We start from the raw sequence: 25,288 nt of genomic DNA, 5'->3' as shown, positions 1-25,288 counted from the left end.
GCGATGAAACTGCCCCGGTCGTGAAGTTCGGTTCAGTTGTGGACGTGCGTCGCATGCGAACGTCAGGCCTGCGTCATCTCCCAGTACGCCCCGCGACGCTGGAGCAGCTCGTCGTGCGATCCGCGCTCGACGATCCGCCCGGCCTGGACCACGAGGATCACATCGGCATCGCGAATGGTGGAAAGCCGGTGCGCGATAATGAAACTCGTCCGGTTGCGTCGCAGTTCGGCGGTGGCCTGGGCGATCAGCAGCTCGGTGCGGCTGTCGACGGAACTGGTGGCCTCGTCGAGGATCAGCAGCTGGGGTTGCCGCAGCAGCGCACGGGCGATGGTGATCAGCTGCTTCTCGCCGGCGCTGATGTTCACGCCGTTCTCGTTGAGCCGCGTCTGATACCCGTTTGGCAGCGTGTGGACGAAATGGTCGACGCGAGCGGTGCGGGCGGCGTCGATGACCTCGGCCTCGGTGGCGTCCGGACGTCCGTAGGCGATGTTCTCGTAGATGGTGCCGCCGATCAGCCAGGTGTCCTGCAGCACCATGCCGATTCGCGACCGCAGCTCCGCGCGGCTCATCGTCGCGATATCGCGGCCGCCCACCAGGATTCGACCGGAGTCGGGCTCATAGAACCGCATCAGCAGATTCACCAGCGTGGTCTTGCCGGCGCCGGTCGGCCCGACGATGGCCACCGTGGTGCCCGGTTCGGCGACGAGTGACAAGTCCTCGATGACGGGAGTGCCGGGGCGGTAGGAGAAGTTGACGCGCTCGAACTCCACCCGGTCCGGTGCGTCCGACACCCGGCCCGCACCCGGACCCCCAGCCGCACCCGGACCCGGAGCTGCCCCCGCCGCACCCGTGGTCTCTTCCTCCGCGTCCAGGAACTCGAAAACCCGTTCCGCGCTGGCCATCCCGGACTGCATGGTGTTGTACATCGACGCGATCTGGGTCAGCGGCTGATTGAACTGCCGCACGTACTGGATGAAAGCCTGGATGCTGCCGAGGCTGATCTGCCCGGTCGCCACCTGGATGCCGCCGACCACCGCGACCCCGACGTAACTGATGTTGCCGATGAACGTCGTGATCGGGGAGACCAGCCCGGACAGTGACTGCGCACCGAAACTCGATTGGTACAGATCGTCATTCAGTTCGCGGAACTTCTCCTCCGCCAGTGCCCGGTGCCCGAAGGTCTTGACCACGGTGAAGCCGCTGTAGGTCTCTTCGATGTGGGCATTGAGCCGGCCCATGTTGCGCCACTGCGCCATGAAATGTTGCCGCGACCGTTTGGTGATGATCCGCGTCGCCAGCAAGGTGAACGGCACCGTCAACACGGTGATCAATGCCAGCAGCGGCGAAATCCAGATCATCGCTGCCAGTACCGCTACCACTGTGAGCGCCGAGGTCAGCAGCTGACTGACGGTGATGGTCAACGACGTCTGGACGTTGTCGATGTCGTTGGTGACGCGGCTGAGAATCTCACCGCGCGGACGGGAATCGAAGTAGGACAAGGGCAGTCGGTGAATCTTGTCCTCGACGCGGGCCCGCAGCGCGAACATGGTGCGCTGCACGATGGTGTTGAGCAGTCGTGCCTCGACCCACACCATCACCGCCGAAACCAGATACAACAGCAGCGCAAGAGTCAGTACATGACCGATGGCGCTGAAGTCGACGCCCTGTCCCGGAACGACGTTGGAACCGGCAAGCAGATCGGCAAAAGTGTTGTCGCCGCGGGCCCGGGCCGCTGCCACGGCCTGCTCACGGCTCATCCCGGCCGGCAAGCCACGCCCGAGCACGCCGTTGAACAGCAGGTCGGTGGCATGGCCCAGAATGCGCGGCCCGATCACGCCGACGGCGATCCCCGCGATCCCCAACAGCATCACCACGGCAACCCGGCCACGTTGCGGCGCCAGCTGCTTCACCAGTCGCACTGCCGTGCCGCGGAAGTCCTCGGACCGCGAACCGGACGCCAGCATCGCGGCTGACGGCGGCCGGGTCACGCCACGCCTCCGGCCACAATCGCCTGCGATTCGGCGAACTCGCGGTACACCGGGCAAGACTCGATCAGCTCGGAATGCGTGCCGGCGCCCACCACCTGGCCGTTGTCCAGCACGACGATCTGATCGGCGGCAGCGACCGTCGAAAGGCGTTGGGCAACAATGACCACCGTGGCTTCGGCAGCCACGGCGGACAGCGCGGCCCGCACCCGGGCGTCGGTGTGGACGTCCAGCGCCGAGAACGCGTCGTCGAACAGATACACGGCCGGCCGCCGGATCACGGCACGGGCGATGGCCAGGCGTTGGCGCTGTCCACCGGAGAAGTTCATGCCGCCCTGGGCGACGGGCATGCCGAGTCCCTCGGGATGATCCGCCACGAAATCAGCCGACGCGACACCCAGCGCGGCCCACATCTCGTCTTCGGTGGCGTCGGCCTTGCCGAACCGCAGGTTGTCGGCGACGGTGCCGGAGAACATGTGCCCGCGCTGCGGTACCACGCCGATCATCGACCACAACTGTTCTGGGTCGTAGTCCCGCACGTCGACGCCGTCGACCGACACGGAACCGGAAGTGACGTCGTACATCCGGCACAGCAGTGCCATCAGCGTCGACTTCCCCGAGCCGGTCGATCCGACGATGGCCGTCACCGCGCCCGGCCGGGCAGTCAGCGAAACCCCGTGCAGAACAGGATCGTCGGCCCCGGGGTACCCGAAGGTGGCCCCCGCTACCTGGATTTCCCCGCGCCGAACGTCCGGTACCACAGGCGTATCGGGGGACACGATCGTCGGCTCGGTGGCGAGCACATCGGTGATCCGCTCGGCGCACACCGACGCGCGCGGCAGGATCACCAGCACGATGGTCACCATCAACACGGCCATCAGGATCTGCATGAAGTAGGACAGGAACGCGATCAGCGAGCCGACTTCCATCTGGCCGTGGTCGATGCGGATACCGCCGAACCAGATCACCGCGACGCTCGACAGATTCACCACGAGGGTGGTCGCGGGCAGCATCAGGGCCTGCCAGCGGCCGACTGTCATGGTGGTGTCGGTCAGCGCGCTATTCGCGTCGGCGAACCGGTCGCGTTCGGCGTCCTCCCGCAAGAAGGCCCGAATCACACGGATACCGGTGAGCTGTTCGCGCAGCACCCGGTTGATGCCGTCGATCAACCGCTGCATCCGGCGGAACAGCGGCAGCAGCCGCGAGATGATGAGGTAGTTGCACACCGCCATCACCGGCACGCTGACCAGCAGCAGCCAGGACAGGCCGGCGTTCTGGTGCACGGCCATCGCGATGCCGCCGATGCTCATGATCGGCGCGGTGATCAGCATGGTGCAGGTCATCTGCACCAGGACCTGGATCTGCTGGACGTCGTTGGTGGTGCGGGTCATCAGCGTGGGCGCCCCGAACCGCACGGCTTCGGTATTCGACCAGCCGAGCACCTGGCGGAACACCGTCCAGCGCAGGTCGCGTCCGAAACCCATGCCGGCGCGGGAGCCGAAATAGACCGCGCCGATCGCGCACAGCACCTGCAGCGCGCTGACACCGAGCATGATGGCGCCGAGCCGCCCGATGACGGCCGTATCGCCGCGTGCGACGCCGTGGTCGATGATCCGGGCGTTCAGCGTTGGCAGATACAGCGAAGCCAGCGTGCTGATCAGTTGCAGCGTCGCCACCACCGTCAGCTGCCGCCGATACGGCCTCGTGTACTGCCGCAGCAGTGCCCAGAGCATGCGGTTACTGTGGCACACCCGAGAATGCTTGCAGAAAGACCAGGTCAGTCGGCATGTCGGTGGTTGACCTCAGAACCTGCCGCTACAGTGCATGGCGTGACCCGCAGACAGGTGAAGACCGCCGCCGCGACCGTGCTTGCCGCGGCGATGATTCCGGCGATGTCCGCCTGCTCGGACGATGGCAACGGCGGCGGCGCTCCCGCGGGCGGCCAGTCGGGCCCGTCCGCATCCGGCCCGGCCAAGCATGGCCCGATGTTCCCGGTGTGTGGTGGCGTCAGTGATCAGACCGTCGGCCAGCTCACCCAGGTCGCCGGCCTCGTCAACACCGCGAAGAACTCCGTCGGGTGCCAGTGGCTGGTCAACGGCGGCATTCTCGGTCCGCACTTCTCGTTCACCTGGTACCGGGGCAGCCCAATCGGCCGCGAGCGCAAGACCGAGGAACGGACGCGTGCGGACGTCAACGACATCAACATCCAGGGCCACTCCGGTTTCGTCGCACTCGGTGAGGACCCGATGATCGGCAAGAGCCTGTGCGAGGTCGGCATCCAGTTCGATGACGACTTCATCGAATGGTCCATCAGCTTCTCCCAGAAGCCGTTCCCCGACCCGTGCGACATCGCGAAGGAACTGGCCCGGCAATCGATTGCGAACGCGAAATGACACAGCGGAAACTGGCTGGGGCGGTCGTCGTGATGTCGGCGTTGGCGCTGGTGGGCTGCGCGCGGTCGGTCGAGGGCACCGCGCTGAAGGAAGGCGCAGGCGGCGGTAGCGAGCACTCGGCGGACTCGTACCCCAACCTGCTCAAAGAATGCGACGTGCTGACCAATGACGTGCTGGCCAAGACGGTCGGCGCGGACCCGCTGGACATCCAGAGCACCTTCGTGGGCGCGGTGTGCCGGTGGCAGGCGCTGAACCAGACGGCGGGCCTCATCGACATCACCCGGTTCTGGTACGAGCAGGGCAGCCTCGACGAAGAAACGAAGGTCGCCCAGCACCTGAACTACAAGTACGAGAACAAGTCGATCGCCGGCGTGAAGTCGATCATCATGCACCCGAACGACCCCAACGGTTCGTGCGGTGTGGCCAGCGACGCCGCCGGTGTCGTGGGCTGGTGGGTCAACCCGCAGGGTCCGGGCGCGGATACCTGCGGCATGGCCACCAAGCTGATGGAGCTGACGCTCGCCACCAACTCCTAACGGGGGACGTGGAACTGCGCCAGCGTGGCGCTGCGCAGTTCCAGCTGCGACCACGGCCGGTCGGTCTGCAGGACCGCGATCGCTGACGTCGGGTACTTCATCGCGATCTGGCCGGCGGCATCGCGATCGCTGGTGTCGGGCGACGCCAAACTCAGCGCCAGCGATGACATGACCGGTTCGTGGCCGATCACCAGCACGGTGTTCGCCGCCTCCGGCGCGCCGTTGATGACGTCGATGGCGATGCCTGCGGTGGCGTCGTAGAGGCGTTCGACGTACGTCACGGGCGCGGTGATGCCGGTGCGGGCCAGGGTCTGCCGGGTTCGGGTGGCCGTCGAACACAGGACGGCATCGACGGACGGCAGATGTTCCCGAATCCAGTCTCCGGCCAGCGCGGCTTCGCGAATGCCGCGCTTGGCCAGCGGCCGCTCATGGTCGGCGACCCCGTCGGGGTAATCGGATTTCGCGTGCCGCAGCAGGATCAATGTTCGGGTGGCCACCCGCCCACCGTAGATCCCCAGAGTTGTCGGTGCCCGGATTTACACTCGCCGCAGGAGATTTCGAACAGCGCAAGAAAGGGGACGCCGAGATGCGTTTCGTGCACACCGCCGACTGGCAGCTCGGCATGACCCGGCATTTCCTGGGCGGTGAGGCGCAACCGCGTTACTCGGCCGCGCGTCGTGACGCGGTGGCTCGCGTCGGTGCGTTGTGCACCGAAGTCGGTGCCGAGTTCGTTGTCGTGGCGGGGGACGTCTTCGAGCACAACCAGCTCGACCCGCGCGAGGTCAGCCTGTCGCTGGAGGCGATGCGGGCCATCAAGATCCCGGTATTCCTGTTGCCCGGCAACCACGATCCGCTGGATCCGGCGTCGGTGTACACCAGCACGTTGTTCCTGGCCGAATGCCCACCGAACGTCACAGTGCTCGACGGCGTGCACGAGCTGCGCCCCGGTGTGCAGATCATCGGTGCGCCGTGGCGCTCCAAGGCGCCCACCACGGACCTGACGGGCGACGCGGTGGCCGATCTTCCGGCCGACGGCGTCACCCGAATTGTGGTGGGCCACGGCGGGGTTGACGTGCTGGACCCTGATCCCACCAAACCGTCGCTGATCCGGCTGGACGCGGTGGAAGCTGCGGTGCAACGCGGCGCTGTGCACTATGTGGCGCTGGGGGACAAGCACTCTCGCACCGAAGTGGGCAGCACAGGCCGGATTTGGTACTCCGGCGCACCGGAAGTCACGAATTACGATGACATCGAAGCGGATTCGGGCCATGTCCTGGTGGTCGACGTCGATGAAGCGGATCAGACGGTGAAGGTCGACGCCCGACGGGTGGGCCAGTGGCGGTTCGTCACGCTGCGCCGCATCGTCGACACCGATCGTGACATCGCCGATCTGGACCTGAATCTCGACGGGCTGCCGGACAAGGAACGCACGGTGGTCCGGTTGGCGCTGACGGGCTCGCTGACGATCTCCGACAAGGCCGTGCTCGACGCGTGCCTGGATCGCTACGCGCGCCTGTTCGCCGCGCTGACCACGTGGGAGCGGCACACCGACCTCGTCGTGGTCCCGGCGGACGGTGAATTCTCGGACCTGGGCATCGGCGGATTCGCCGCGGCGGCGGTCGACGAACTGGTCGGCACCGCAAGTGCGTCGGGCGACGGCGCCGACGACGCCCGCGCGGCGCTCGCGCTGCTGCTGCGCCTGGTCGATCGGGGGACAGCGGCATGAAGCTGCACCGCCTGGTCCTGACCAATTACCGCGGGATCACCCACCGCGAGATCGACTTTCCCGATCGCGGCGTGGTGGTGGTCGCCGGCGCCAACGAGATCGGCAAGTCCTCCATGATCGAGGCGCTCGATCTGCTGTTGGACGCCAAGGACCGCTCGACCAAGAAAGAGGTCAAGCAGGTCAAGCCGACCCACGCCGATGTGGGTGCCGAGGTGACGGCTGAAATCTCCACCGGCCCTTACCGGTTCGAGTACTACAAGCGGTTCCACAAGAAGGCCGAGACGCGGCTGACGGTTCTGTCGCCGCGCCGCGAGCAGCTCACCGGCGACGAGGCGCATGACCGGGTGCGGGCCATGCTTGACGAGACCGTCGACACCGAACTCTGGCGGGCCCAACGCATCCTGCAGTCGGCCGCCATGGTGCCGGTCGATCTGGCCGGATGCGACGCGCTGGCCCGGGCACTCGATGTCGCGGCGGGTCAGGCCGGTGCGCTCGAGGGCGCGCTGTCGGGTAACGAGCCGCTGCTGGTCGACCGGATCGACGCCGAATTCTTGAAGTACTTCACCCAGACCGGTCGTGCCACCGGCGTCTGGGCCGAGGCCGTCAAAGGTCTGAAGGCCGCGCAGGCCGAGGTGAGCACGCGTACCGCTGCGGTGGCCGAGGTCGACGACGCGGTCCGGCGGCACGGTGAGCTGACCGCGGAATTGGCCACGGCCGCTGAGCAATTGACAGCGGCTGAGGTGCGCCTGGCTGCGGCCCGTGAGGCGGCTGGGGCGGTGGCGCGAATCCGCGACGACCTGACGCAGGCACGGGTACAGACGCAGGCTGCGGTGGCCTCGGCGACGGCAGCGCGCAGCGCACTGGACGAGCGGCAGCGGCTGCACGCCGACGTCGCACAGCGGACCGCCGGCATCGGTGAGCTGACCGCCGCGGCCGAGCAGGCCGGACAGCAGCAGGCGGTTGCGGTGCAGCTCCAGCAGGCCGCAGACAACGCCGTGGCCGTGGCACGTTCTGTGGTGGACACCGGGCGCGCACGGCTGGACGCGGCGCGGCAGGTGGTGGACCAACTCTCGCAGCGCGCTGAAGCCGCCCGGTTGGCCGGACAGCTGGAGCGGGTGCAGGCTGCCGCGACCGAACTGGCGGTGGTCGCCGAGCAGCTGGCCAAGATCACGCTGACCGGTGCCGCCATGCGCGCCATCGAAACCGCCGCGGCAGCGGTGGACCGCGCCGCCGCCGCGGCGGAACTCGCCTCGGCGCGAATCGAATTGGTCGCGCAGGGCGACGTTGAGCTGCGGGTCGGCGATCAGGACGTGACGTTGTCCGCCGGGGCCGAGTGGACCACCAGCGTGGGTGCCCAGACCGATGTCGAGCTCCCCGGTCTCCTGACGGTGCGGGTGCTGCCCGGCACCCCGGCCTCGGACACCAGCGCAGTTCTCGACGCCGCACGTGATGCGCTGGCGGCCGCACTCCAGCCGCACGGGGTAGCCGAGGTGGAGGCCGCTCGTGCGCTGGACACCCGGCGACGCGAACTCGAAGCCGAGCGTGATCGGCTGACCGTCACCCGGCAGACCCTGCTCGGCGCCGATACGGTCGAGGCGCTGGCGGCTCGGCTGGCGGGGCTGCGGGAGCAGCTCGGCGACACCGAGCCCATCGATGTCGGCGCTGCCCGGGCCGAGCTGGAGGCCGCCGACGCCGAACAGCGGCGTGCGGCAACCGATTACGAGCAGTGTCGCGACACGGCCACTGCTGCGGCGGCCGCGGCGGCTGCCGCGCTGACTGCGGCCACGATCGCGCGCGAGAAGGTGACGGCAGCGACGACGGCGCTCACCGAGTCGACCGCGCGACTGACCCGGCAGAGCGAGCTCGAAGACGATGCCGCGTTGACCCAGCGCGTCGCCACGCTGGGGGAGCAGGCTGCCGTCGCCACCACACGCGAACAGGAACTCGCGGCCGCGCTGGCTGCCACCACACCCGACGTCGTGGACGCGGAACTCTCGGCGGCCACCGCGGATTTGACCCGCATCGGTGCCCGGCGCCGCGAACTCGATGACCAGTTGCGGGATGTGGCAGCGCAATTGAAGGTGTACGGGACTCAGGGCCGGCAGAGCCAGCTGGATGTCGCCGAGGTGGCGTTGCGACACGCGGAGTCCGAGCATGCCGCGGTGGGCCGGCGCGCCCGAGCGGCTGAACTGCTGCGCACGGTGATGGGTCGGCACCGCGAGCAGGCCCGCCAGCGGTACGTGGCGCCGTTCCGCACCGAGGTGGAACGGTTGGGGCGCATCGTGTTCGGGGACAGTTTCGCTGTCGAGGTCGACAGTGATCTGCGGATTTGCAGTCGCACCGTCGCGGGCACCACCGTGCCGTACGAAAGCTTGTCCGGTGGGGCCAAGGAACAGCTGGGGATCGTGGCCCGGCTGGCCGGAGCGGCGTTGGTGGCCAAGGAGGACACCGTCCCGGTGATCATCGACGACGCACTGGGTTTCACCGATGCCGGCCGATTGGCCCGGATGGGCGAGGTGTTCGACGCGGTCGGCGGCGACGGCCAGGTGATCGTGTTGACGTGCAGCCCCGAGCGTTATGCGAGCGTCGGCGAGGCGACGCGAATCGAGCTCACGGCTTAACCCCCGAGACCAGGTCGGTTCGTGACAGACTTCGGCGGTGATCGCTGATTTCGTCGTCGTGGGCACGGGCTCTGCCGGTGCGGTGCTGGCTGATCGACTGAGCGCCGACGGCGCCTCGCAGGTGGTGGTGCTGGAGGCCGGGGCTCCTGACAAGAACCAGTTCATCCATATCCCGGCGGCTTTCGCGAAGCTGTTCCGCGGCGAATTCGATTGGGATTACTCGACCGAACCGCAACCGGAGCTCGCCGACCGCCGCATCTACTGGCCGCGTGGCAAGACCCTCGGCGGTTCGTCGTCGATGAACGCCATGATGTGGGTCCGTGGCATGCCCGCCGATTACGACGAGTGGGGTGAGCTCGCCGGCGAAGAGTGGTCCTACGCGGCCGTCGAGAAGTACTTCGACCGGATCGAGGCCGGGCCGCTGGTGCTCAGCCCGCAGCGCAGCCCGCGCAGCATCACCGCCGCGTGGCTGGAGGCCGCCAAGCAGTCCGGCCACGAGGGATTCGTCGAGACCAGGGTCTGCCAGCGCCGCGGCGCCCGGTGGAGCACCGCCGACGCCTACCTGCGTCCGGCCCTGAAGCGGTCCAACCTGCATCTGCGCACGGGCGCCACCGCAACCCGGGTGCTGTTCGAGGACGGCCGGGCCGTCGGCGTCGAGTACGAGGCGGAGGGCCGTCGCCAGACCGTCCGGGCTCGCCGCGAGGTGATCCTGTGCGGCGGTGCGATCAACAGCCCGCAGCTGCTGATGCTGTCCGGGATCGGTCCGCGCGAGCACCTGGCCGAGCACGGCATCGGCGTCGTCCACGACGCACCCGGCGTCGGCTCGAACCTGTTGGACCATCTCGTGGCACTGCTCGGCTTCGATGCCAACTGCCAGACGCTGACCGGTGCGGAAAAGCCGGTGCAGCTGCTCAACTACCTGACCCGCCGCCGCGGCATGCTGACCTCGAATGTCGGTGAGGCGTATGGCTTTGTCCGCAGCAATCCGGATCTCGCCGAGCCCGACATCGAGCTGATCTTCGCCCCGGCGCCCTTCTACGACGAGGGCATCGGCGAGCCGTACCCGCGCGACGCGGTGGCGATGGGACCCATCCTGGTGAAGCCCAAGAGCACCGGCACCATCCGCCTCGCGTCAGCCGATCCGTTGGCCAAACCGATCATCGACCCGCGCTACCTGTCCGATCCCGAGGGCGCCGACCGCAAGGCGATGCTGGCGGGCTTTCGGATGCTGGCGGATATTGCGCAGGCGCCGGCGCTACAGGGACTGCTCGGCGACATCGCCCGGCCGGTGGGCGCGCGCGACCTCGACGACAGGACGCTGGAGTTGGCACTGACCACCGCGTCGCACACGCTGTATCACCCGACCACCACGTGCCGGATGGGCAGCGACGAGGCCAGCGTGGTCGACCCGCAGCTCCGCGTACGCGGTGTCGAGGGGCTGCGGGTCGCCGACGCCTCGGTGATGCCGACGATCATCCGCGGCCACACCCACGCCCCGAGCGTGCTGATCGGCGAGAAGGCCGCCGACCTCATCACCGGTCAGAAGTAGGCGTTCGCCGGAATCGCGGTGCCGTGCAGCAGGTTCTGTCCGACAACGCGCGCCTTGTAGCCGACGGGGTTGTGCAACGTGATGGTGCGGATGTTGCGCCAGTGCCGGTCGAGGTTGCGTTGCCGGCTGGCCGCGCTGGCACCGCCGAGCTCCAGTAGCTTGGTGGCGGCTCGCGGCGCGATGTCGTCGAGGTGCACCTTCACCTTGGCTGCCTGCAGTTGGGCCTCGACGACCAGTTCGGCGTCGGGCACGCCGTCCGGGCCGGTCGAGTCGATGGCCGCCCCGATCGCCGCCGCCGCATCCAGCACCGCGGCCCGGGCAATGTAGGCGGAGCTGGACAGTTCGCCGAGCTGGCGCTGCAACAGCGGGTCATCGGTCGGCGACGCCGCGGAGGCATGGCTGAAGCTGCGCTCCCGGGACCGCAGCAGCGCAATCCCGTCGTCGACGATGTTCTCCAAGATTCCGGCCACCACCGCGTGGATGTAGAGCTGCAGCAGGGTGTACTGCACCGATGGCACGGGCTCGGCTCCATACGGCGTGTCCGAGAGCACCTCTTCGGGTAGCACCGTCACGGTCTGGAACCGCGTGGTGCCGGTGCCGGTGCGGCGCTGCCCGAAACCGTCCCAGTCGTCGACGATCTCCACACCCGCTCGATTGGCCGGGACGATGACGATCGCCACCGAGTCGTGCTCGGTGGTCGCTGTCACGGTCAGGTAATCCGCGAACAGGGTTCCGGTGCTGTAGAACTTCTCGCCGGTCACGGTGAATCCGCCGTCGCGGGCGGGGGTCAACCGCGTGTTGAACACCAGGCTGCCCACCGCGTTGGAGCCCTTCTCGCTGAACGCGTTGCCGAATATCTTGCCTTCGGCGACCTTTTCCAGCCAGGCCCGAGAACCCGGCTGATCCAGGGTGCGCAGCCGCTCCTCGACGAACCAGAAGTGGGTGCGGAAGATGTGGGCCACCACCGGATCGGCGCGCGCCACGTCGATCACGGCGGAAAACAGCTGCGGCACAGTGAGTCCGGATCCGCCTAGTTCAGCAGGCAGTCGCAGGGTGCCGAATCCAGCCCGTTTGAGCGCGACCACCTGGTCAAAGGGATTCACGTCTTCCAGGTCTCGGTCTTTTGCGCCTGCGCCGATATCGGCCAGCAGGTCGGCCCAGGCGGTGGTGCGGGGATGGTCGAGGATCGTCATATCCCAGTTCTACGTACCAGCACAGTCACAGGCACTGCTTACGCTCGCGCCGAACCTAAGGCGGCACAATGGGTGCTGATGACCATGAACGCCAAACGCCGCCGCGCGCACGACAAGCTCGCTGCGCTGCCCGGGGTGCGGTCGGTGCGGCGTCCGGTCCGGCCAAGCGGCGCAGAGCAATTCGATCTGTTCTATGTGCGGACCGGGCCGCCGGCTGAACATCCGCTGGTGATCATTCCGGGCGGGCCGGGTGCGGCGTCGATCGGGCATTACCGGAACCTGCGCCGGCGGGCGACGGCTGCCGGTCTGGACGTCATCATGGTCGAGCACCGTGGCATCGGGATGTCCCGGCACGACGACGCCGGCGCGGACCTGCCCGCGGAGGCGCTGACCATCGAGGCCGCGGTCGACGACATTGCCGCAGTTCTGGACGACGTGGGCGTCGAGTCGGCGGTGGTGTACGGCACGTCCTACGGCAGCTACCTGGCGGCGGGTGTCGGCGTGCGTCACCCCGATCACGTGCACGCGATGGTGCTCGACTCACCACTGCTCTGCGCCGATGACATCGACGCGGTGCGCGACGCCACCCGGGCGGCGTTCTGGGACGGCACGACTCCGTCGACCGAGGGCCTGGCCAGCACCATGCGGGGGTTGTCGGCGGACGGAAAACTCACGCCCTGGGTGGTGCAACTGGCGACCGGGCTGTACGGCCTGGTCGGGCCCGACGTACTGGAGCAGCAGCTCGAATTGCTGCTCACTGGGCGGGGCCTGCTGTGGCATGCCATCGGGCACAGCACCAAGCTGCTGTTCGAGAGCAAGACGCCATACCGGCATGAACCTGACCTGGTCGAGCACATCGGTTACCAGGAGCTCAACTACGCCCCCGAGCCCGACGGCCTGCCGATCGACCCGGCGCTGGCCTACCGCGAATCCGCCACCGGCGACCCGGAATTCGTCGCCGAACCGTTCGACCTGGTGGCCGCGATGCCGGCATTCGACTGGCCGACCGTGGTGATCTCCGGTGGCCGGGATCTGATCACGCCACCGGCCGTGGCGCAGCGGGTCGCCGCGCTGATCCCGGGCGCCGTACTGCTGGAATTGCCCAGTGCGGGCCACAGCGTGCTCGACATGCGGGAGGGCTCGGCACTGACCATCGCCGCCGCGGTATATGCCGGCGACTATGCCGAATTACCCGACCGGGCAACGGAATTGGACAACGCACCGCTGGATTTCCCAGTGCGCCTGATGATTCGGGGTATCGCGACGGCCGCAGCCGCCGAGTCGTTGGTACCGGCCGGGCTGCCACGGGCCATCCGGCAGCTCAGGACTTGGTGAATCCGATCGTCATGTAGTTCAGGTCACCCAGGCCCGCTGGACCGTAGTTGGCCAAAGTGCTTCGGACCGCTGCGTTTCCGGGTGACTGCGCGAGCGGCAGGCTGAACGTCTCCGCCCACAGCATGCGGTCCAGTTGGTTTGCCAGGGCTTGTGCCTTGGCCGGCTCCAATTCGTCGAGCGTGCGCTCGATCTGGGCGTCGATCTCGGGTGTGCCGACCTTGCCGAAGTTGCTCTCGCCGTCGGAGGCATAGATCTGGGTCAGGCCGCTCAAAGGGAATGCGTCGCCTTGCCAGGCGAAGGCCGCGATGTCGAAGTTGCCGGGAATGATGTACTGGCTGAAGAAGTCTGCGCCCGAGGACACCACCAAATCGAGCCGGACGCCGATGTCACCGAGGCTCTTCTGGACGAGCTGAGCGATCTGCCGGCCGCTAGAGGCGTCATAGAAGACGAACCGGATGGTCAACGGCCGGCCATCTTTCTCCCGTACCGAGCGGCCCGCCGGCAGCTTCCAGCCCAACGAGTCGAGCTCGCGGCGTGCGGCCACCGGGTCGAACGGTGTCCCGCCGCTGTTGTTCTGGTAGCCCTCCTGCCCGGCGACGTAGATGTGGTTGTTCAGCGGCACCGGGTTTTCCACCAGGCCGTGCTGGAGCACGGTGACGATGGTCTGGCGGTCGATGCCCATCGCAACCGCGTGACGCAGCGCCGGGTCGTGCAGGATCGAGCCGGGCGCGCCGTTGAAGGTCAGGTGCGACCAGGTGGGGCCCGGCGCGGTGCGGATGTCGACACCTTTGGTGCGTCGGGCCCGCACCATGTCATCGAGTGACCCGAGCCCGGTGGCATCGATGGCGTTGTTCTGCAGCGCCGGGATACGTGCCGAATCGTCGAGCACGAGGAACGTGATGCTGTCCAGCAGCGGCCGGGCGCCCCACCATCGGGGGTTGCGGGTCAACGTGATTCGCTGCGCTCCGCGGTCGACATTCGAGATGACGAACGGTCCCGCCGAGGGCCCCGGCTTGGTCAGCTGCCCCTTGTTGAACACCTCGGGATCGGTCGTGGACACCTTCGGCAGCAGCATGCCATTGCCTGCGAACATGCCGCGCCAGTCGGCGTAAGGCCGCGCGAAGGTCATGACGGCCTGTCGGTCGTCGACGCCGCGGGTCACCGAGGCCACCCGCTCACTGCCGTTGGGGCTGGCGATCTGGAACCTCGGGTCCTTGCCCGTCGTCGCGGTGACCTGTGCGGCGATGTCTTCCCAGGTGAGTGGCGTGCCGTCGCTCCACACCGCCTTGGGGTTGATGGTGTAGGTGACCACCTGTGGATTGGTGCTGGTCAGCTGGATGTCCGTGAAGTAGTTGTGGTTGACGGTTGTCGAACCGTCCGGGCCGACGATGAAGGCCCGCGGCAGGGTCGGTCTGAGGATCGAGGCGGTGTCAACGGTGTTGCCGTCGATGTTCAGCGTGTTGAAGTTGTCCGGAAACGCGGTGAGCGCCAGGCGCAGATTCCCGCCGTCCATCAGGGTGGCCGGGTCTCGCGGGTTGAGGTCGTTCGCCGCACCGAGTTTCGGTGCGCCGGCACTGGATCCGACGTACTCACTCGAGCAGCCGGCCACCAGGGCGAGCACGGCGAGGACAGCGACCACCAGTTGACTGCGACGGGCACCCATCACTCTCCTCCCGGCTGCGGCACGGCATTGAGCAACCGCTGGGTGTAGGGATCCTGCGGGTCGCCGAAAACCTGTGCGGCGTCGCCCTGTTCGACGACGGCGCCCTTGTACATCACGGCCACGGTGTGGGCCAGATGTCGGACCACCGAAAGATCATGCGAGACGAACAGATACGAGAGGTCGAAGCGCTGCTGCAGGTCGAGTAGCAGATTGATGATGCCTGCCTGGATCGACACGTCGAGCGCCGAGACCGGTTCGTCGAGCGCCAGAATCTTGGGCTGGCGGGCCAGTGCCCGGGCGATGCCGATGCGTTGTTTCTGGCCCCCGGAGAACTCGGCGGGGTAGCGCGCGGCGTCCTCGTGCCGGAGTCCGACGATGCCGAGTAGTTCGGTGACGCGGTCCTCGATGCGGTTCTTGTCGAAGCCGCCGACCCGCAACGGTTCGGCCAGGACGTCGAACACCGGCAGCCGCGGGTCCAGGGCCGCAACCGGGTCCTGGAACACCACCTGTAGGTCGCCACGCAGTTCCCGACGGGTGTCGCGGTTCAGGCCGGCCACGTCATGGCCGAGCACCGTGATCGAACCCGATTGCGGCGCGGTCAAATTCAGAATCTGATGCAGCGTGGTGGTCTTGCCGGAGCCGGATTCGCCGACGATGCCCAGGGTGCGGCCCTGCTGCAGCTGCAGGCTGACACCATCGACCGCACGCAGCTCGCCGGTCTTGCGCCGCAGCATCCCGCCGCTGAGCTTGAAGGTCTTGACCAGGTCGCTGACCGCGAGCACCACCGGCCGGTCGGCGTCGTCCTCGGCAACCGCCTCGGGTTCGGTTGCCACCCCGTAGATTTCGGCCGCACTGCGGCCCGTCACCTGGTCGGTGTGGATGCAGGCGGCGGCATGCCCGGGTCCTACTTCCAGCAGCGCAGGCTCGGCGGCCCGGCAGTCGTCATCGGCGAGCGGGCAGCGCGGCGCGAACGGGCAGCCCGGCGCCAGATTGGCCATCGACGGCGGTGCGCCGGGGATCGGCACCAGCCGCGAGCCCTGCTCTGCGTCGAGTCGCGGCACCGATCCCAGTAGACCGACGGTGTACGGCATCACCCGGTCGCGGTACAGGTTCGACACCGGCGCCTTCTCCACCGCCCGGCCGGCGTACATCACCATGGCGCGGTCGGCGAATTCGGCGACCACACCCAGATCGTGCGTGATCATCAGCACCCCGGCACCGGTGACGTCGCGGGCGGTGCGCAGCACGTCGAGAATCTGCGCCTGCACGGTGACGTCGAGGGCCGTGGTGGGTTCGTCGCAGATGATGAGGTCGGGGTCGTTGGCGATCGCGGTGGCGATCACGACGCGCTGTCGCTCGCCACCCGACAGCTCGTGCGGGAACGCCCGAGCGCGGGTCGCGGGCTGCTTGATGCCGACCAGCTCCAGCAACTCGATCGCCCGCTTGCGCGCGGTCCGTCGGTCCACCGAACGGTCATGCACGCGAAGGGCTTCGGCGATCTGGTCGCCGACGGTGTACACCGGGGTGAGTGCCGACATGGGGTCCTGGAACACCGTGCCGATCACGCGGCCACGTACCTCGGACATGGCGTCGTCGTCGAGCCCGACGAGCTGCTTGCCCTGAAGTTTCACCGAACCGGTCACCTGGGCGTGTTCGGGCAGCAGCCCCACCACTGCCATGGCCGTCGCCGATTTACCAGCACCGGATTCGCCGACCAGCGCCAGCACCTCACCCGCAGCCATGTGAAAGTTCATGCCCCGCACCGCCGAGACGTCCTCGTCGGAGGTCTGGAAGCTGACGGTGAGGTCGCGGACCTCCAGCAGTGGCGCGCTCATCGCTTCGCTACCCGTCGGCGGCGTGGTCGTGCCGAGGGATCGAGCGCGTCACGCAAGCCGTCGCCGATCAGGTTGGCGCACAGCACGATCAGCACCAGCACCCCGGCCGGGAACAGGAACACCCAGGGGAATGTGGTGACCGACGGGGTGCCGTCGGCGATCAATGTGCCAAGCGACACGTCGGGTGGCTGCACACCGAAACCCAGGTAACTCAAACCGGTTTCGGCCAGGATCGCCAAACCGACGTTGAGGGTCGTGTCGATGATCAGGATGGACGCCACGTTCGGCACGATGTGCCGGGCGATGATCCGGGCATTGCTGACGCCCATATACCGTGCGGCCGTGACGAACTCGCGTTCGCGCAGGCTCATGGTCAGGCCGCGCACCATGCGCGAGCTGATCATCCACGAGAACGCAGCCAGCAGGATCACCAGCCACAGCACCGTGCTCTCGTGCCGGATTCGGGGCGTCACGACCGCGATCAGGATGAAGCCGGGGATCACCAGCAGCAGGTCGACGATCCACATCAGCACCCGGTCTCGCCAGCCACCGAAGTAGCCCGCGACCGAGCCCACCGTCGCGGCGATGACCGTCGAGATCACCGCCACGCAGACGCCGATCAGCATCGACTTCTGCATGCCCCGCAACGTCTGTGCAAGGATGTCCTGCCCGAGAGCGTTGGTGCCGAACAGGTGCCGGCCGTCCGGCGGTTGCAGCAGCGCGTTGAAGTCCATGTCGGTGTACGCGTAGGGGAGCAGCGGCGGCAGCGCGTAGCAGCCTAGAAAAAGGAGGCACAGGGCCACCAACGCCACCACCGCAGGGCGATTCCGTACGAACCGCCGTGCGACCAGAGTGCGCCGGGAGGCGAATCGGGCCCGGGGAATTCCGAACTGGACGCTCATGAGACTCGCACCCGGGGGTCGAGGGCGGCGTAGACGACGTCGGACAGCAGCCCGCCGATCAGAATCGTCGTCCCGGAGAACAAGGTGAACGCGGCGACGATGTTGGCGTCCTGGCCGTTGATGCCCCGCACCATCCATTCGCCCATGCCATGCCAGCCGAAGATCTTCTCGACGAACACCGCACCGGTGACCAGGCCCGCGACCCCGTAGGCGAACAGCGTGGCCATCGGGATCAACGCGGTGCGCAGGCCGTGTTTGAAGAGCGCCTGGCGCCGGGTCAGGCCCTTGGCGCGGGCGGTCCGGATGAAATCCTGCCCGAGTACGTCGAGCATCGCGTTGCGCTGGTAGCGGCTGTACCCGGCGATGGCGCCGAGCGCGAGGGTGGTGGTCGGCAGCACCAGATGCTGCAGCCGGTCGACGAACCCGTGCCAGCCGCCCGCCGCGTAGGGCGAGGTCTCGCCGGTGTACTGGAACAGTTGGAAGCCCAGTACCTCGTTGACGCCGAGTGCGCCCAGAATCAGCAGGTTGGCGATGACGAACGTCGGTGCGCTGAGAATCAGCAGTGCCAGCACGGTGACGGCCCGATCGGACAGACGGTACTGCCGGATGGCACCCCACGCCCCGATGATCACGCCGATGATGGACCCGAGGATCGACCCGATGGCCACCAGCCGCAGGCTGGTCCACACCCGTCGTCCCAGCTCTTCGGAAACCGGTTGCCCGGTAACGGTTTTTCCGAAGTCCCCGTGTACCGCGCCGGATACCCAGTTGCCGTAGCGCGGCAAGAGCGACTTGTCGAGGCCGAGGTCGTGTGCCTTGGCGTCGATGACCGATTGCGGCGGGCGGGGGTTGCGTTGCAGCAGGTTGTCCAGCGGGTGGAAGGTCACCGACGTCAGCGCGAAGGTCAGGAACGTCGCCAGCGTCAACAGGATCGCGTAGTTGAACAGTCGGCGGATCAGGAACCGCGTCATGGGCTGCTCGCTGGAATCCGCATCTGGACAGGTTAGGAGATCCCGGCGCACTACCGCGGGATTGGCGCCCGATGGTCGCGACGGCCCTGTTCCTGAGCTGGTGACCCGACCAGTTCTGATTCGGCGGAATACCTGACGGTCGGAGCGACTTGAAAAACATGACCGGCTGCGTGCCCCAATGGTGTGGCGAAATCGTGGCGGATCGCGTCTAGGTGGGAGACCCGCGATGAGTCAAACCAAGAATTCTGAAGCAAACAACAAGTGGGCCATCGGCGTTATCGCCGGGAGCATGGTCGTCGGTGTCACGACCGTGGTGCTTGTCGGAGCGCAGGCGCAGTCCCTGCAATCGACATCGGCCAACGGCACCTCGGTCAGTTCAGTCGTCAGCGCCACGACAGTCGGGCCGATCATCAGCGCCGCGCCGGCCATTACCGGACCCGCACCGTTGTACCCGGGGCAGGACCCGGGCTGATGGAGTCGCCGCGGCTATGCGGGCGAACTCCCAGAAGCGATTCAGTGCGTTGACAGATTGCCGCGGTTGACTCGAAATATATGACCGGCCGCGCCCCGACGGCGCGGCGCAGCGAAGCGGTCCCAAGTACACGGGAGGCATGCCATGAGTCGAACAGAGACTTCCGGTATCACCTTGAAATGGGCGATCGGCATCATCGGCGGGAGTGCGGCAATGGGTGCCGTAGCGGTATGTGCGGGCGTGCTGGCCGGCCCGTCTGAGACGACGAGTGCCAACAGCACCCTGATCACGACGAGCACGACCGCGCCGGTCACATTCGCGGCGCCGTCGATCACCGGCAAGGCTCCGCTGTGGGCCGGGCAATCGCCGGATACCAACCCCCAGGGCTAGCGGCCAATCCCGCCGAAACGGCATTCCAGCAGCGGAAGTTCGAGTAGCGGCCTGCTGGAATGCAGTTTCGACCGGGTTGAGATTCACAGCTCGCACATAGAGTTGCCACAGTACTGACCCACAACGGCGCGAATAATGGAGCTGTGACAGGTCCCAGCAGCACCGCCCGTGACAGTGAAGCCCAGCGCGTCGTCATGCACCGGGCGGACGGCAAACCGATCAACGTGCTCGTGGTCGACGACGAACCCGTCCTGGCCGAGCTCGTCTCTATGGCATTGCGCTACGAAGGCTGGGATATCGCCACAGCTGGCGATGGCGCCACCGCGATTTCGCTGGCCAAGGACAACCCGCCCGACGTGGTCGTGCTGGACGTCATGCTGCCCGACATGAGCGGCCTCGACGTACTGCGCAAGCTCCGCGAGCAGATTCCGGGCCTGCCGCTGCTGCTGCTGACCGCGAAGGATTCGGTCGAGGACCGCATCGCCGGCCTGACCGCGGGCGGCGACGACTACGTCACCAAACCGTTCAGCATCGAGGAAGTGGTGCTGCGGCTGCGCGCGCTGCTGCGGCGCACCGGGGTGGCCAACGAGGCCGGTGGCGCGCAGATCGTCGTCGGCGATCTGGTGCTCGACGAGGACAGTCATGAGGTGACGCGCGCCGGTGAGCAGATCACCTTGACCGCCACCGAGTTCGAGCTGCTCCGGTACATGATGCGGAACTCGAAGCGGGTGCTGAGCAAGGCGCAGATCCTCGACCGGGTGTGGAGCTACGACTTCGGCGGCCGCTCCAACATCGTCGAGCTGTATGTGTCCTACCTGCGCAAGAAGATCGACAGCGGACGCGACCCTATGATCCATACCCTGCGTGGCGCCGGATATGTCCTCCGACCTGCCCGCTGAGGCGGCCGGCACGCGGATCTGGCAGCCGCGGACCTGGTCGCTGCGGGTCCGTCTACTGGTCACCCAGGTGCTGCTGCTGGCATTGGTCATCATCGGGATCGGCGCAGCGACCGAGTTTGCGCTGCAACGCTTTCTGCTGCATCAGTTGGACGACCAGGTGTTGGAGGCGGGCCGGCGCTCGGCCGCCATCTTCGAACTGCCGCCACCGCCGATGGCGCCGCCACTGACCGGCGGGGTGCCGCGGCCGTCCATGGACCCGCATTTTCGGATGCGGTTCGACCCCGAGGCCGGCCCCGGGCCGGGCTTCCTCAACGCGCCTGGGCAGGCCGTCGGCACCGTCGGAGCGGTGGTGTTCCGCGGCCAGATCGACGCCGGCGTCATCACCTCCGAGGGCAGTCGGGACTCGGTAACCAGCACGGCCACAGCACAATTGGCGCAGACGCGACCAGATCGCAAGATTCACACCGTCGACCTCGATGGGCTGGGCAGCTACCGCGTCATCGGTCTGCATCCCCGGCACGGCGGTCCACAGACCATCGTGACCGGCCTGCCCACCAGGCATGTCGACAACACCCTGCTGTGGGTGCTCGGCATGTTCTGTGCGGTGGGGGCGTTGGCGCTGATCGGGGCGACGGTGGTCGGGGTGTGGATCATCCGGCGCCAACTCGCCCCGCTGTCAAGGGTTTCCGCCGCCGCACGCGACGTGGCCGACCGCGAACTGGACCGGGGAGAGGTACAGCTGCCGGCGGAGATCGTGCACGTCGATCCGGTCGCCGCGCACACCGAAGTCGGCCAGCTGGGTTCGGCGCTGAACCGCATGCTGGACCGGGTCGCCGGCGCTCTCGCGGCCCGTCATGCCAGCGAGACGCGAGTACGCCAGTTCGTGGCCGACGCCAGTCACGAACTCCGCACCCCGCTCGCAGCGATCCGCGGCTATACCGAACTGGCGCAACGCAAGAGCGACCAGCTGCCCGAAGACGTCGCCCACGCGATGAACCGCGTCGAATCCGAGACGGTGCGCATGACCCGACTCGTCGAGGACATGCTGCTGCTGGCCCGGCTCGACGCCGGCCGGCCGCTGGAGATGGAAACCGTCGACCTGTCCCAACTTGTCGTCGACGCCGTCAGCGATGCCCACGTCGCCGGTCCCGATCACGACTGGTCGCTGGACCTGCCCGACGAACCCGTCACCATCGAGGGTGACCCGGCGCGGCTGCACCAGGTGCTGGTGAATCTGCTGGCGAATGCGCGCACGCACACGCCGGCAGGCACGTCGGTGACGATCGCCCTGTCCGCTGATTCGGACGCCACGGTGATCAGCATCGCCGACGACGGCCCGGGTATTCCAAAAACCTTGCAGCCCGAGGTGTTCGAGCGGTTCGCGCGCGGTGACTCCTCGCGATCCCGCCAGGCCGGCAGTACTGGGCTGGGACTGGCGATCGTCGCGGCGGTGGTCAAGGCGCACAGCGGCACCATCAGCGTCGACAGCCGACCCGGCGCGACGGTGTTCATGGTGCGCCTGCCCGCGGGCCCGGCAGATTCGGCCTCACAGCCACCGCATAGCGTCGCCTCGACATCCGCCTAACCAGCGCACTCACAATCAGACTGGTGACTCCTGTACTGCGCCGCCCGATGGGCGAGCGACTCCAGCTCGGACTGCTGCTGGCGGGTACCGCTGTGCTGTACCTGTGGAACCTGTCGGTGAGTGGTTGGGCCAACAGTTTCTATTCAGCGGCCGCACAGGCCGGAGCCAGCGACTGGACCGCAATGTTGTTCGGCGCCAGCGACTCCGGCAATGCCATCACCGTCGACAAGACCCCGGGTGCGCTGTGGGTGATGGACCTCTCGGTGCGGCTGTTCGGGCTCAGCTCCTGGAGCATCCTGGTGCCGCAGGCCTTGATGGGAGTGGCCGCGGTCGCGGTCCTGTATGCCGCCGTGCGCCGCGCTGCAGGGCCTGCCGCCGCCTTGATCGCGGGTGCGGTATTCGCGCTGACGCCGGTGGCCACCTTGATGTTCCGGTTCAACAACCCCGACGCACTCTTGGTGCTGCTTCTCGTGGTCGGTGCGTACTGCGTGCAACGCGCCTGCGAACAGGACGCGGGCCGTTGGTGGTTGATCGCCGCGGGCGTGGCCGCCGGGTTCGCGTTCCTGGCCAAGATGCTGCAGGCGTTCCTGGTGCTGCCGGCCTTCGCCGCCGCTTACCTGGTGGCCGGTCCGCAGTCGCTGCGTACCCGGCTGTGGCGCCTGCTCGGCGCCGCCCTGGCGATGATCGTCTCCGGCGGCTGGTATTTGCTGCTGGTCGAATTGTGGCCCGCGTCCTCGCGTCCATATGTCGGTGGATCGCAACATGATTCGATCGTCGAACTGGCGCTGGGTTACAACGGCGTCGGCCGGCTCAGCGGAAATGAGCCCGGCGGACTGGGCAACCCGAACTTCGACGTCGGGTGGGACCGGCTGGTGGGTGCGAGCATGGGCAGCTACGCGGGCTGGCTCCTGCCGGCGGCGCTCATCTGTCTGGTCGCCGGACTGGTGCTCACCCGGCGGGCGCCGCGCACCGATCCGACCCGGGCCGCCCTGATCCTGTGGGGCGGATGGCTGGTATTCACCGCCGCGGTGTTCAGCTTCGCCAACGGCATCGTGCACCAGTACTACACCGTCGCGCTGGCGCCGGCCATCGGCGCATGCGTCGGTATCGGATCGATCCTGTTGTGGCGCAACCGCACCGCGTGGCCCGCCCGACTGACCATGGCGAGCACCGTGGTGGCCACGGCGGCGGTGGCGGCGATCCTGCTGGGCCGCGGCGAGGTGACCTGGTTGCGGACGTCGGTACTGATCGTGGGCGCCGTCGCTGCACTGCTGCTGCTTGCCCCGCCTCGCTTCGGACCTGCGCGACTGGTGGTGGCCACGGCGGTCCTGGTCTGCCTGGCCGCCCCAACCGCGTATTCGATTGCCACCGCGAGTGTTTCGCATACCGGGGCGATGCCGTCCGTCAGCGGTCCCGGCGGGCACAGTGCCGGCTGGGGGCCACGGCCCGGACACAACAAGGCCTCGGCCGGTGGACCGGGCCGTGCGATGGGCGCACCACCGCAAGGGTTTCGGCCGGGCGGTGGGCTCCTCGATTCGCCGGTCCCAGGGGCCGCCTTGACCACGTTGTTGGGCCACGATGCCGCGCACTACCGCTGGGCGGCCGCCGTCGTCGGCTCCAACAACGCCGCCGGCTATCAGCTGGCGGCCCGTGTCCCGGTGATGGCGATCGGTGGCTTCAACGGCACTGATCCAGCGCCCACGCTCGCGCAGTTCCAGCAGTACGTCGCGGCCGGTCAGGTCCACTACTTCGTCGAGGGCGACGTCAAGATGGGCTGGGGACCGCATGGCCAGGACGACGGCAAGCAGGAATCTGCGCAGATCGCCACGTGGGTCAGCGAGCACTTCACCGCCAGCACTGTCGACAACACCGTCGTCTACGACCTGACCCGCCCGGCTCGAAACACATAGCTTCCGCATAGCTTCACCCAATGGCGGCCTAAAGCTGTGGCCGAAAAATCAGTGTCATGACAAACCTGCTCGAGAGCGACACGGAACGCCGCTTCACCACCCGCCAGAATGCCGCGGTTGCTGCTCAGGCCGCCGGCGTGCCGGTGCTTGACGTCGTGGTCCCCGTCTACAACGAGCAGGTCGCACTGCCCGGCTCGATCCGCCGGCTGCACCGCCACCTGGAAGAGCACTTCCCGTACCCGGTGCAGATCACCATCGCCGACAACGCGAGCATCGACGACACCCCACGGGTCGCAGCCGAGCTCGCCGCCGAACTGGACAACGTCCGCGTCGTGCGACTGGAGCTCAAGGGCCGCGGCCGGGCGCTGCACGAGGTGTGGTCGCACTCGCCGTCTCCCGTGCTGGTCTACATGGACGTCGATCTCTCCACCGATCTGGCCGCCCTCGGCCCGCTGGTGGCCCCGCTGATCTCGGGCCACTCCGACCTGGCGATCGGCACCCGGCTGGCCCGGTCCTCCCGAGTCGTGCGGGGACCGAAGCGGGAATTCATCTCGCGCTGCTACAACCTGATCCTGCGTGGGGCGCTGTCGGCGAAGTTCTCTGACGCCCAGTGCGGCTTCAAGGCCATCCGGGCCGACGTGGCCCAGGCGCTGCTGCCGCTGGTCGAAGACACCGGCTGGTTCTTCGACACCGAGCTGCTGGTGCTCGCCGAGCGCACGGGCCTGCGTATCCACGAGGTCCCGGTCGACTGGGTCGACGACCCCGACAGCCGGGTGGACATCATCGCCACCGCCGCCGCGGACCTCAAGGGTGTCGGCCGGCTGCTGCGCGGTTTCGCCAACGGCAGCATCCCGGTGAATACCATTGCCGCTCAGCTGGGTTCGTCGACCAAAGCAGCCGCGCCCGGCTCGCTGCTGCGTCAGGTTGTCCGATTCGGGACCATCGGCGTCGCGTCGACCCTGGCTTACCTGCTGCTGTTCATGATGATGCACGCCGCGCTCGGCGCGCAGACGGCCAACCTGGTGGCCCTGCTGCTCACCGCGATCGTCAACACCGCCGCCAACCGGCGCTTCACTTTCGGCGTCACGGGCGGGGGAGCCGCGAGTGCGACCCGGCATCAATTCGAAGGATTCATCGTCTTCGGTATCGCCTTGGGGATCACCAGCGGCGCGCTGGCGGGCCTGCACGTGTTCGCACCGCACGCCCACCATCTCCTCGAACTGAGTGTGCTGGTGGCCGCCAACCTGGTTGCGACCGCGGTGCGGTTCGTGCTGCTGCGCGGTTGGGTGTTCCACCCCAAGCGCACGAATTGACCCGCGTACC

General features: G+C 67.6%; 20 protein-coding genes. 12 read left to right on the top strand and 8 right to left on the bottom strand.

Annotation, left to right across the window (positions count from 1 at the left end; translation table 11 throughout):
- Positions 1 to 62 precede the first annotated feature (62 nt).
- Together ACNO8X_RS24545 and ACNO8X_RS24540 are read right to left on the bottom strand one after the other, a co-directional pair.
- Positions 63 to 1,964, bottom strand: a complete 1,902-nt coding sequence (locus ACNO8X_RS24545) for an ABC transporter ATP-binding protein (RefSeq protein WP_418006020.1) — start codon at positions 1,962 to 1,964, stop codon at positions 63 to 65.
- Positions 1,965 to 1,984: 20 nt separating this feature from the next.
- Positions 1,985 to 3,718, bottom strand: coding sequence for an ABC transporter ATP-binding protein (locus tag ACNO8X_RS24540; RefSeq protein ID WP_418003113.1), 1,734 nt, complete (start codon positions 3,716 to 3,718; stop codon positions 1,985 to 1,987).
- A 147-nt stretch (positions 3,719 to 3,865) separates the two neighbouring features.
- Here ACNO8X_RS24540 and ACNO8X_RS24535 point away from each other — a divergent pair, with 147 nt between their 5' ends.
- Entirely contained in the window at positions 3,866 to 4,378 is a 513-nt protein-coding gene (locus tag ACNO8X_RS24535; RefSeq protein ID WP_133764266.1) for a DUF3558 domain-containing protein, read from the top strand.
- A complete protein-coding gene (locus tag ACNO8X_RS24530) occupies positions 4,375 to 4,914 on the top strand; it encodes a DUF3558 domain-containing protein (protein ID WP_043396906.1) in 540 nt (179 codons plus the stop codon). Before ACNO8X_RS24535 ends, ACNO8X_RS24530 begins: the two co-directional genes overlap by 4 nt.
- Here ACNO8X_RS24530 and ACNO8X_RS24525 read toward each other — a convergent pair.
- Positions 4,911 to 5,411, bottom strand: a complete 501-nt coding sequence (locus tag ACNO8X_RS24525) for a SixA phosphatase family protein (protein WP_260942355.1) — start codon at positions 5,409 to 5,411, stop codon at positions 4,911 to 4,913. The genes ACNO8X_RS24530 and ACNO8X_RS24525 overlap by 4 nt on opposite strands.
- A gap of 89 nt (positions 5,412 to 5,500) precedes the next feature.
- Here ACNO8X_RS24525 and ACNO8X_RS24520 point away from each other — a divergent pair, with 89 nt between their 5' ends.
- The 3 genes from ACNO8X_RS24520 to ACNO8X_RS24510 are packed head-to-tail and all read left to right on the top strand — an operon-like array spanning position 5,501 to position 10,810.
- A complete protein-coding gene (locus tag ACNO8X_RS24520) occupies positions 5,501 to 6,640 on the top strand; it encodes a metallophosphoesterase family protein (protein WP_418006019.1) in 1,140 nt (379 codons plus the stop codon).
- A complete protein-coding gene (locus ACNO8X_RS24515) occupies positions 6,637 to 9,261 on the top strand; it encodes an AAA family ATPase (RefSeq protein WP_418003112.1) in 2,625 nt (874 codons plus the stop codon). The genes ACNO8X_RS24520 and ACNO8X_RS24515 overlap by 4 nt, the downstream gene beginning before the upstream one ends.
- A 37-nt stretch (positions 9,262 to 9,298) precedes the next feature.
- Positions 9,299 to 10,810: a GMC family oxidoreductase gene (locus ACNO8X_RS24510; RefSeq protein ID WP_418003111.1), complete on the top strand. Its 1,512-nt coding sequence runs from the start codon at positions 9,299 to 9,301 to the stop codon at positions 10,808 to 10,810.
- On the opposite strand, the gene ACNO8X_RS24505 is transcribed toward ACNO8X_RS24510, so the two are convergent.
- Positions 10,801 to 12,003 carry an acyl-CoA dehydrogenase family protein gene (locus tag ACNO8X_RS24505; RefSeq protein WP_418003110.1) on the bottom strand — a complete coding sequence of 401 codons (1,203 nt, stop codon included), beginning with the start codon at positions 12,001 to 12,003 and terminating at the stop codon, positions 10,801 to 10,803. The two genes, ACNO8X_RS24510 and ACNO8X_RS24505, sit on opposite strands and share 10 nt — an antisense overlap.
- 78 nt (positions 12,004 to 12,081) lie before the next feature.
- Here ACNO8X_RS24505 and ACNO8X_RS24500 point away from each other — a divergent pair, with 78 nt between their 5' ends.
- Positions 12,082 to 13,338 carry an alpha/beta fold hydrolase gene (locus tag ACNO8X_RS24500; RefSeq protein ID WP_418003109.1) on the top strand — a complete coding sequence of 419 codons (1,257 nt, stop codon included), beginning with the start codon at positions 12,082 to 12,084 and terminating at the stop codon, positions 13,336 to 13,338.
- Here the strand turns inward: ACNO8X_RS24500 and ACNO8X_RS24495 are convergent.
- From ACNO8X_RS24495 to ACNO8X_RS24480, 4 genes are read right to left on the bottom strand one after another with little or no spacing between them, the layout of a single operon-like run.
- Positions 13,325 to 15,001: an ABC transporter family substrate-binding protein gene (locus ACNO8X_RS24495; protein ID WP_418003108.1), complete on the bottom strand. Its 1,677-nt coding sequence runs from the start codon at positions 14,999 to 15,001 to the stop codon at positions 13,325 to 13,327. The genes ACNO8X_RS24500 and ACNO8X_RS24495 overlap by 14 nt on opposite strands.
- Positions 15,001 to 16,836: a dipeptide ABC transporter ATP-binding protein gene (locus ACNO8X_RS24490; RefSeq protein WP_418003107.1), complete on the bottom strand. Its 1,836-nt coding sequence runs from the start codon at positions 16,834 to 16,836 to the stop codon at positions 15,001 to 15,003. Before ACNO8X_RS24490 ends, ACNO8X_RS24495 begins: the two co-directional genes overlap by 1 nt.
- A complete protein-coding gene (locus ACNO8X_RS24485) occupies positions 16,833 to 17,738 on the bottom strand; it encodes an ABC transporter permease (RefSeq protein ID WP_418003106.1) in 906 nt (301 codons plus the stop codon). Before ACNO8X_RS24485 ends, ACNO8X_RS24490 begins: the two co-directional genes overlap by 4 nt.
- Complete coding sequence (locus ACNO8X_RS24480; protein ID WP_418003105.1) at positions 17,735 to 18,709, bottom strand: ABC transporter permease; 975 nt, start codon at positions 18,707 to 18,709, stop codon at positions 17,735 to 17,737. Before ACNO8X_RS24480 ends, ACNO8X_RS24485 begins: the two co-directional genes overlap by 4 nt.
- Before the next feature lie 226 nt (positions 18,710 to 18,935).
- Between ACNO8X_RS24480 and ACNO8X_RS24475 the strand changes: the two genes are divergently transcribed.
- The 6 genes from ACNO8X_RS24475 to ACNO8X_RS24450 all read left to right on the top strand — a co-directional run bounded on the left by ACNO8X_RS24475 (position 18,936) and on the right by ACNO8X_RS24450 (position 25,278).
- Entirely contained in the window at positions 18,936 to 19,181 is a 246-nt protein-coding gene (locus tag ACNO8X_RS24475; RefSeq protein WP_418003104.1) for a hypothetical protein, read from the top strand.
- Between the two features lie 144 nt (positions 19,182 to 19,325).
- Complete coding sequence (locus tag ACNO8X_RS24470) at positions 19,326 to 19,571, top strand: hypothetical protein (RefSeq protein WP_418003103.1); 246 nt, start codon at positions 19,326 to 19,328, stop codon at positions 19,569 to 19,571.
- Between the two features lie 194 nt (positions 19,572 to 19,765).
- Positions 19,766 to 20,470 carry a response regulator transcription factor gene (locus ACNO8X_RS24465; RefSeq protein WP_043397151.1) on the top strand — a complete coding sequence of 235 codons (705 nt, stop codon included), beginning with the start codon at positions 19,766 to 19,768 and terminating at the stop codon, positions 20,468 to 20,470.
- Positions 20,448 to 22,055 carry a sensor histidine kinase gene (locus ACNO8X_RS24460; protein WP_418003102.1) on the top strand — a complete coding sequence of 536 codons (1,608 nt, stop codon included), beginning with the start codon at positions 20,448 to 20,450 and terminating at the stop codon, positions 22,053 to 22,055. The genes ACNO8X_RS24465 and ACNO8X_RS24460 overlap by 23 nt, the downstream gene beginning before the upstream one ends.
- A gap of 47 nt (positions 22,056 to 22,102) precedes the next feature.
- Complete coding sequence (locus ACNO8X_RS24455; RefSeq protein WP_418006018.1) at positions 22,103 to 23,965, top strand: ArnT family glycosyltransferase; 1,863 nt, start codon at positions 22,103 to 22,105, stop codon at positions 23,963 to 23,965.
- Between the two features lie 56 nt (positions 23,966 to 24,021).
- A complete protein-coding gene (locus ACNO8X_RS24450) occupies positions 24,022 to 25,278 on the top strand; it encodes a glycosyltransferase (protein ID WP_418003101.1) in 1,257 nt (418 codons plus the stop codon).
- The last annotated feature ends 10 nt before the right edge of the window (positions 25,279 to 25,288 follow it).

The sequence above is a fragment of the Mycobacterium sp. PDNC021 genome (genome assembly GCF_048282635.1).
Taxonomy (GTDB): Bacteria; Actinomycetota; Actinomycetes; order Mycobacteriales; family Mycobacteriaceae; genus Mycobacterium; species Mycobacterium llatzerense.
The sequence above is the reverse complement of the archived record's forward strand: the minus strand, read 5'-3'. Positions and strand labels throughout refer to the sequence as shown.

Coding starts and splice junctions, on each gene's coding strand:
- ACNO8X_RS24520 (WP_418006019.1), top strand. CDS start 5,501: ATGCGTTTCGTGCACACCGCCGACTGGCAGCTCGGCATGACCCGGCAT.
- ACNO8X_RS24485 (WP_418003106.1), bottom strand. CDS start 17,738: ATGAGCGTCCAGTTCGGAATTCCCCGGGCCCGATTCGCCTCCCGGCGC.
- ACNO8X_RS24545 (WP_418006020.1), bottom strand. CDS start 1,964: ATGCTGGCGTCCGGTTCGCGGTCCGAGGACTTCCGCGGCACGGCAGTG.
- ACNO8X_RS24460 (WP_418003102.1), top strand. CDS start 20,448: ATGTCCTCCGACCTGCCCGCTGAGGCGGCCGGCACGCGGATCTGGCAG.
- ACNO8X_RS24515 (WP_418003112.1), top strand. CDS start 6,637: ATGAAGCTGCACCGCCTGGTCCTGACCAATTACCGCGGGATCACCCAC.
- ACNO8X_RS24480 (WP_418003105.1), bottom strand. CDS start 18,709: ATGACGCGGTTCCTGATCCGCCGACTGTTCAACTACGCGATCCTGTTG.
- ACNO8X_RS24475 (WP_418003104.1), top strand. CDS start 18,936: ATGAGTCAAACCAAGAATTCTGAAGCAAACAACAAGTGGGCCATCGGC.
- ACNO8X_RS24530 (WP_043396906.1), top strand. CDS start 4,375: ATGACACAGCGGAAACTGGCTGGGGCGGTCGTCGTGATGTCGGCGTTG.
- ACNO8X_RS24495 (WP_418003108.1), bottom strand. CDS start 15,001: ATGGGTGCCCGTCGCAGTCAACTGGTGGTCGCTGTCCTCGCCGTGCTC.
- ACNO8X_RS24490 (WP_418003107.1), bottom strand. CDS start 16,836: ATGAGCGCGCCACTGCTGGAGGTCCGCGACCTCACCGTCAGCTTCCAG.
- ACNO8X_RS24465 (WP_043397151.1), top strand. CDS start 19,766: ATGCACCGGGCGGACGGCAAACCGATCAACGTGCTCGTGGTCGACGAC.
- ACNO8X_RS24470 (WP_418003103.1), top strand. CDS start 19,326: ATGAGTCGAACAGAGACTTCCGGTATCACCTTGAAATGGGCGATCGGC.
- ACNO8X_RS24505 (WP_418003110.1), bottom strand. CDS start 12,003: ATGACGATCCTCGACCATCCCCGCACCACCGCCTGGGCCGACCTGCTG.
- ACNO8X_RS24455 (WP_418006018.1), top strand. CDS start 22,103: ATGGGCGAGCGACTCCAGCTCGGACTGCTGCTGGCGGGTACCGCTGTG.
- ACNO8X_RS24450 (WP_418003101.1), top strand. CDS start 24,022: ATGACAAACCTGCTCGAGAGCGACACGGAACGCCGCTTCACCACCCGC.
- ACNO8X_RS24535 (WP_133764266.1), top strand. CDS start 3,866: ATGATTCCGGCGATGTCCGCCTGCTCGGACGATGGCAACGGCGGCGGC.
- ACNO8X_RS24500 (WP_418003109.1), top strand. CDS start 12,082: ATGACCATGAACGCCAAACGCCGCCGCGCGCACGACAAGCTCGCTGCG.
- ACNO8X_RS24540 (WP_418003113.1), bottom strand. CDS start 3,718: ATGCTCTGGGCACTGCTGCGGCAGTACACGAGGCCGTATCGGCGGCAG.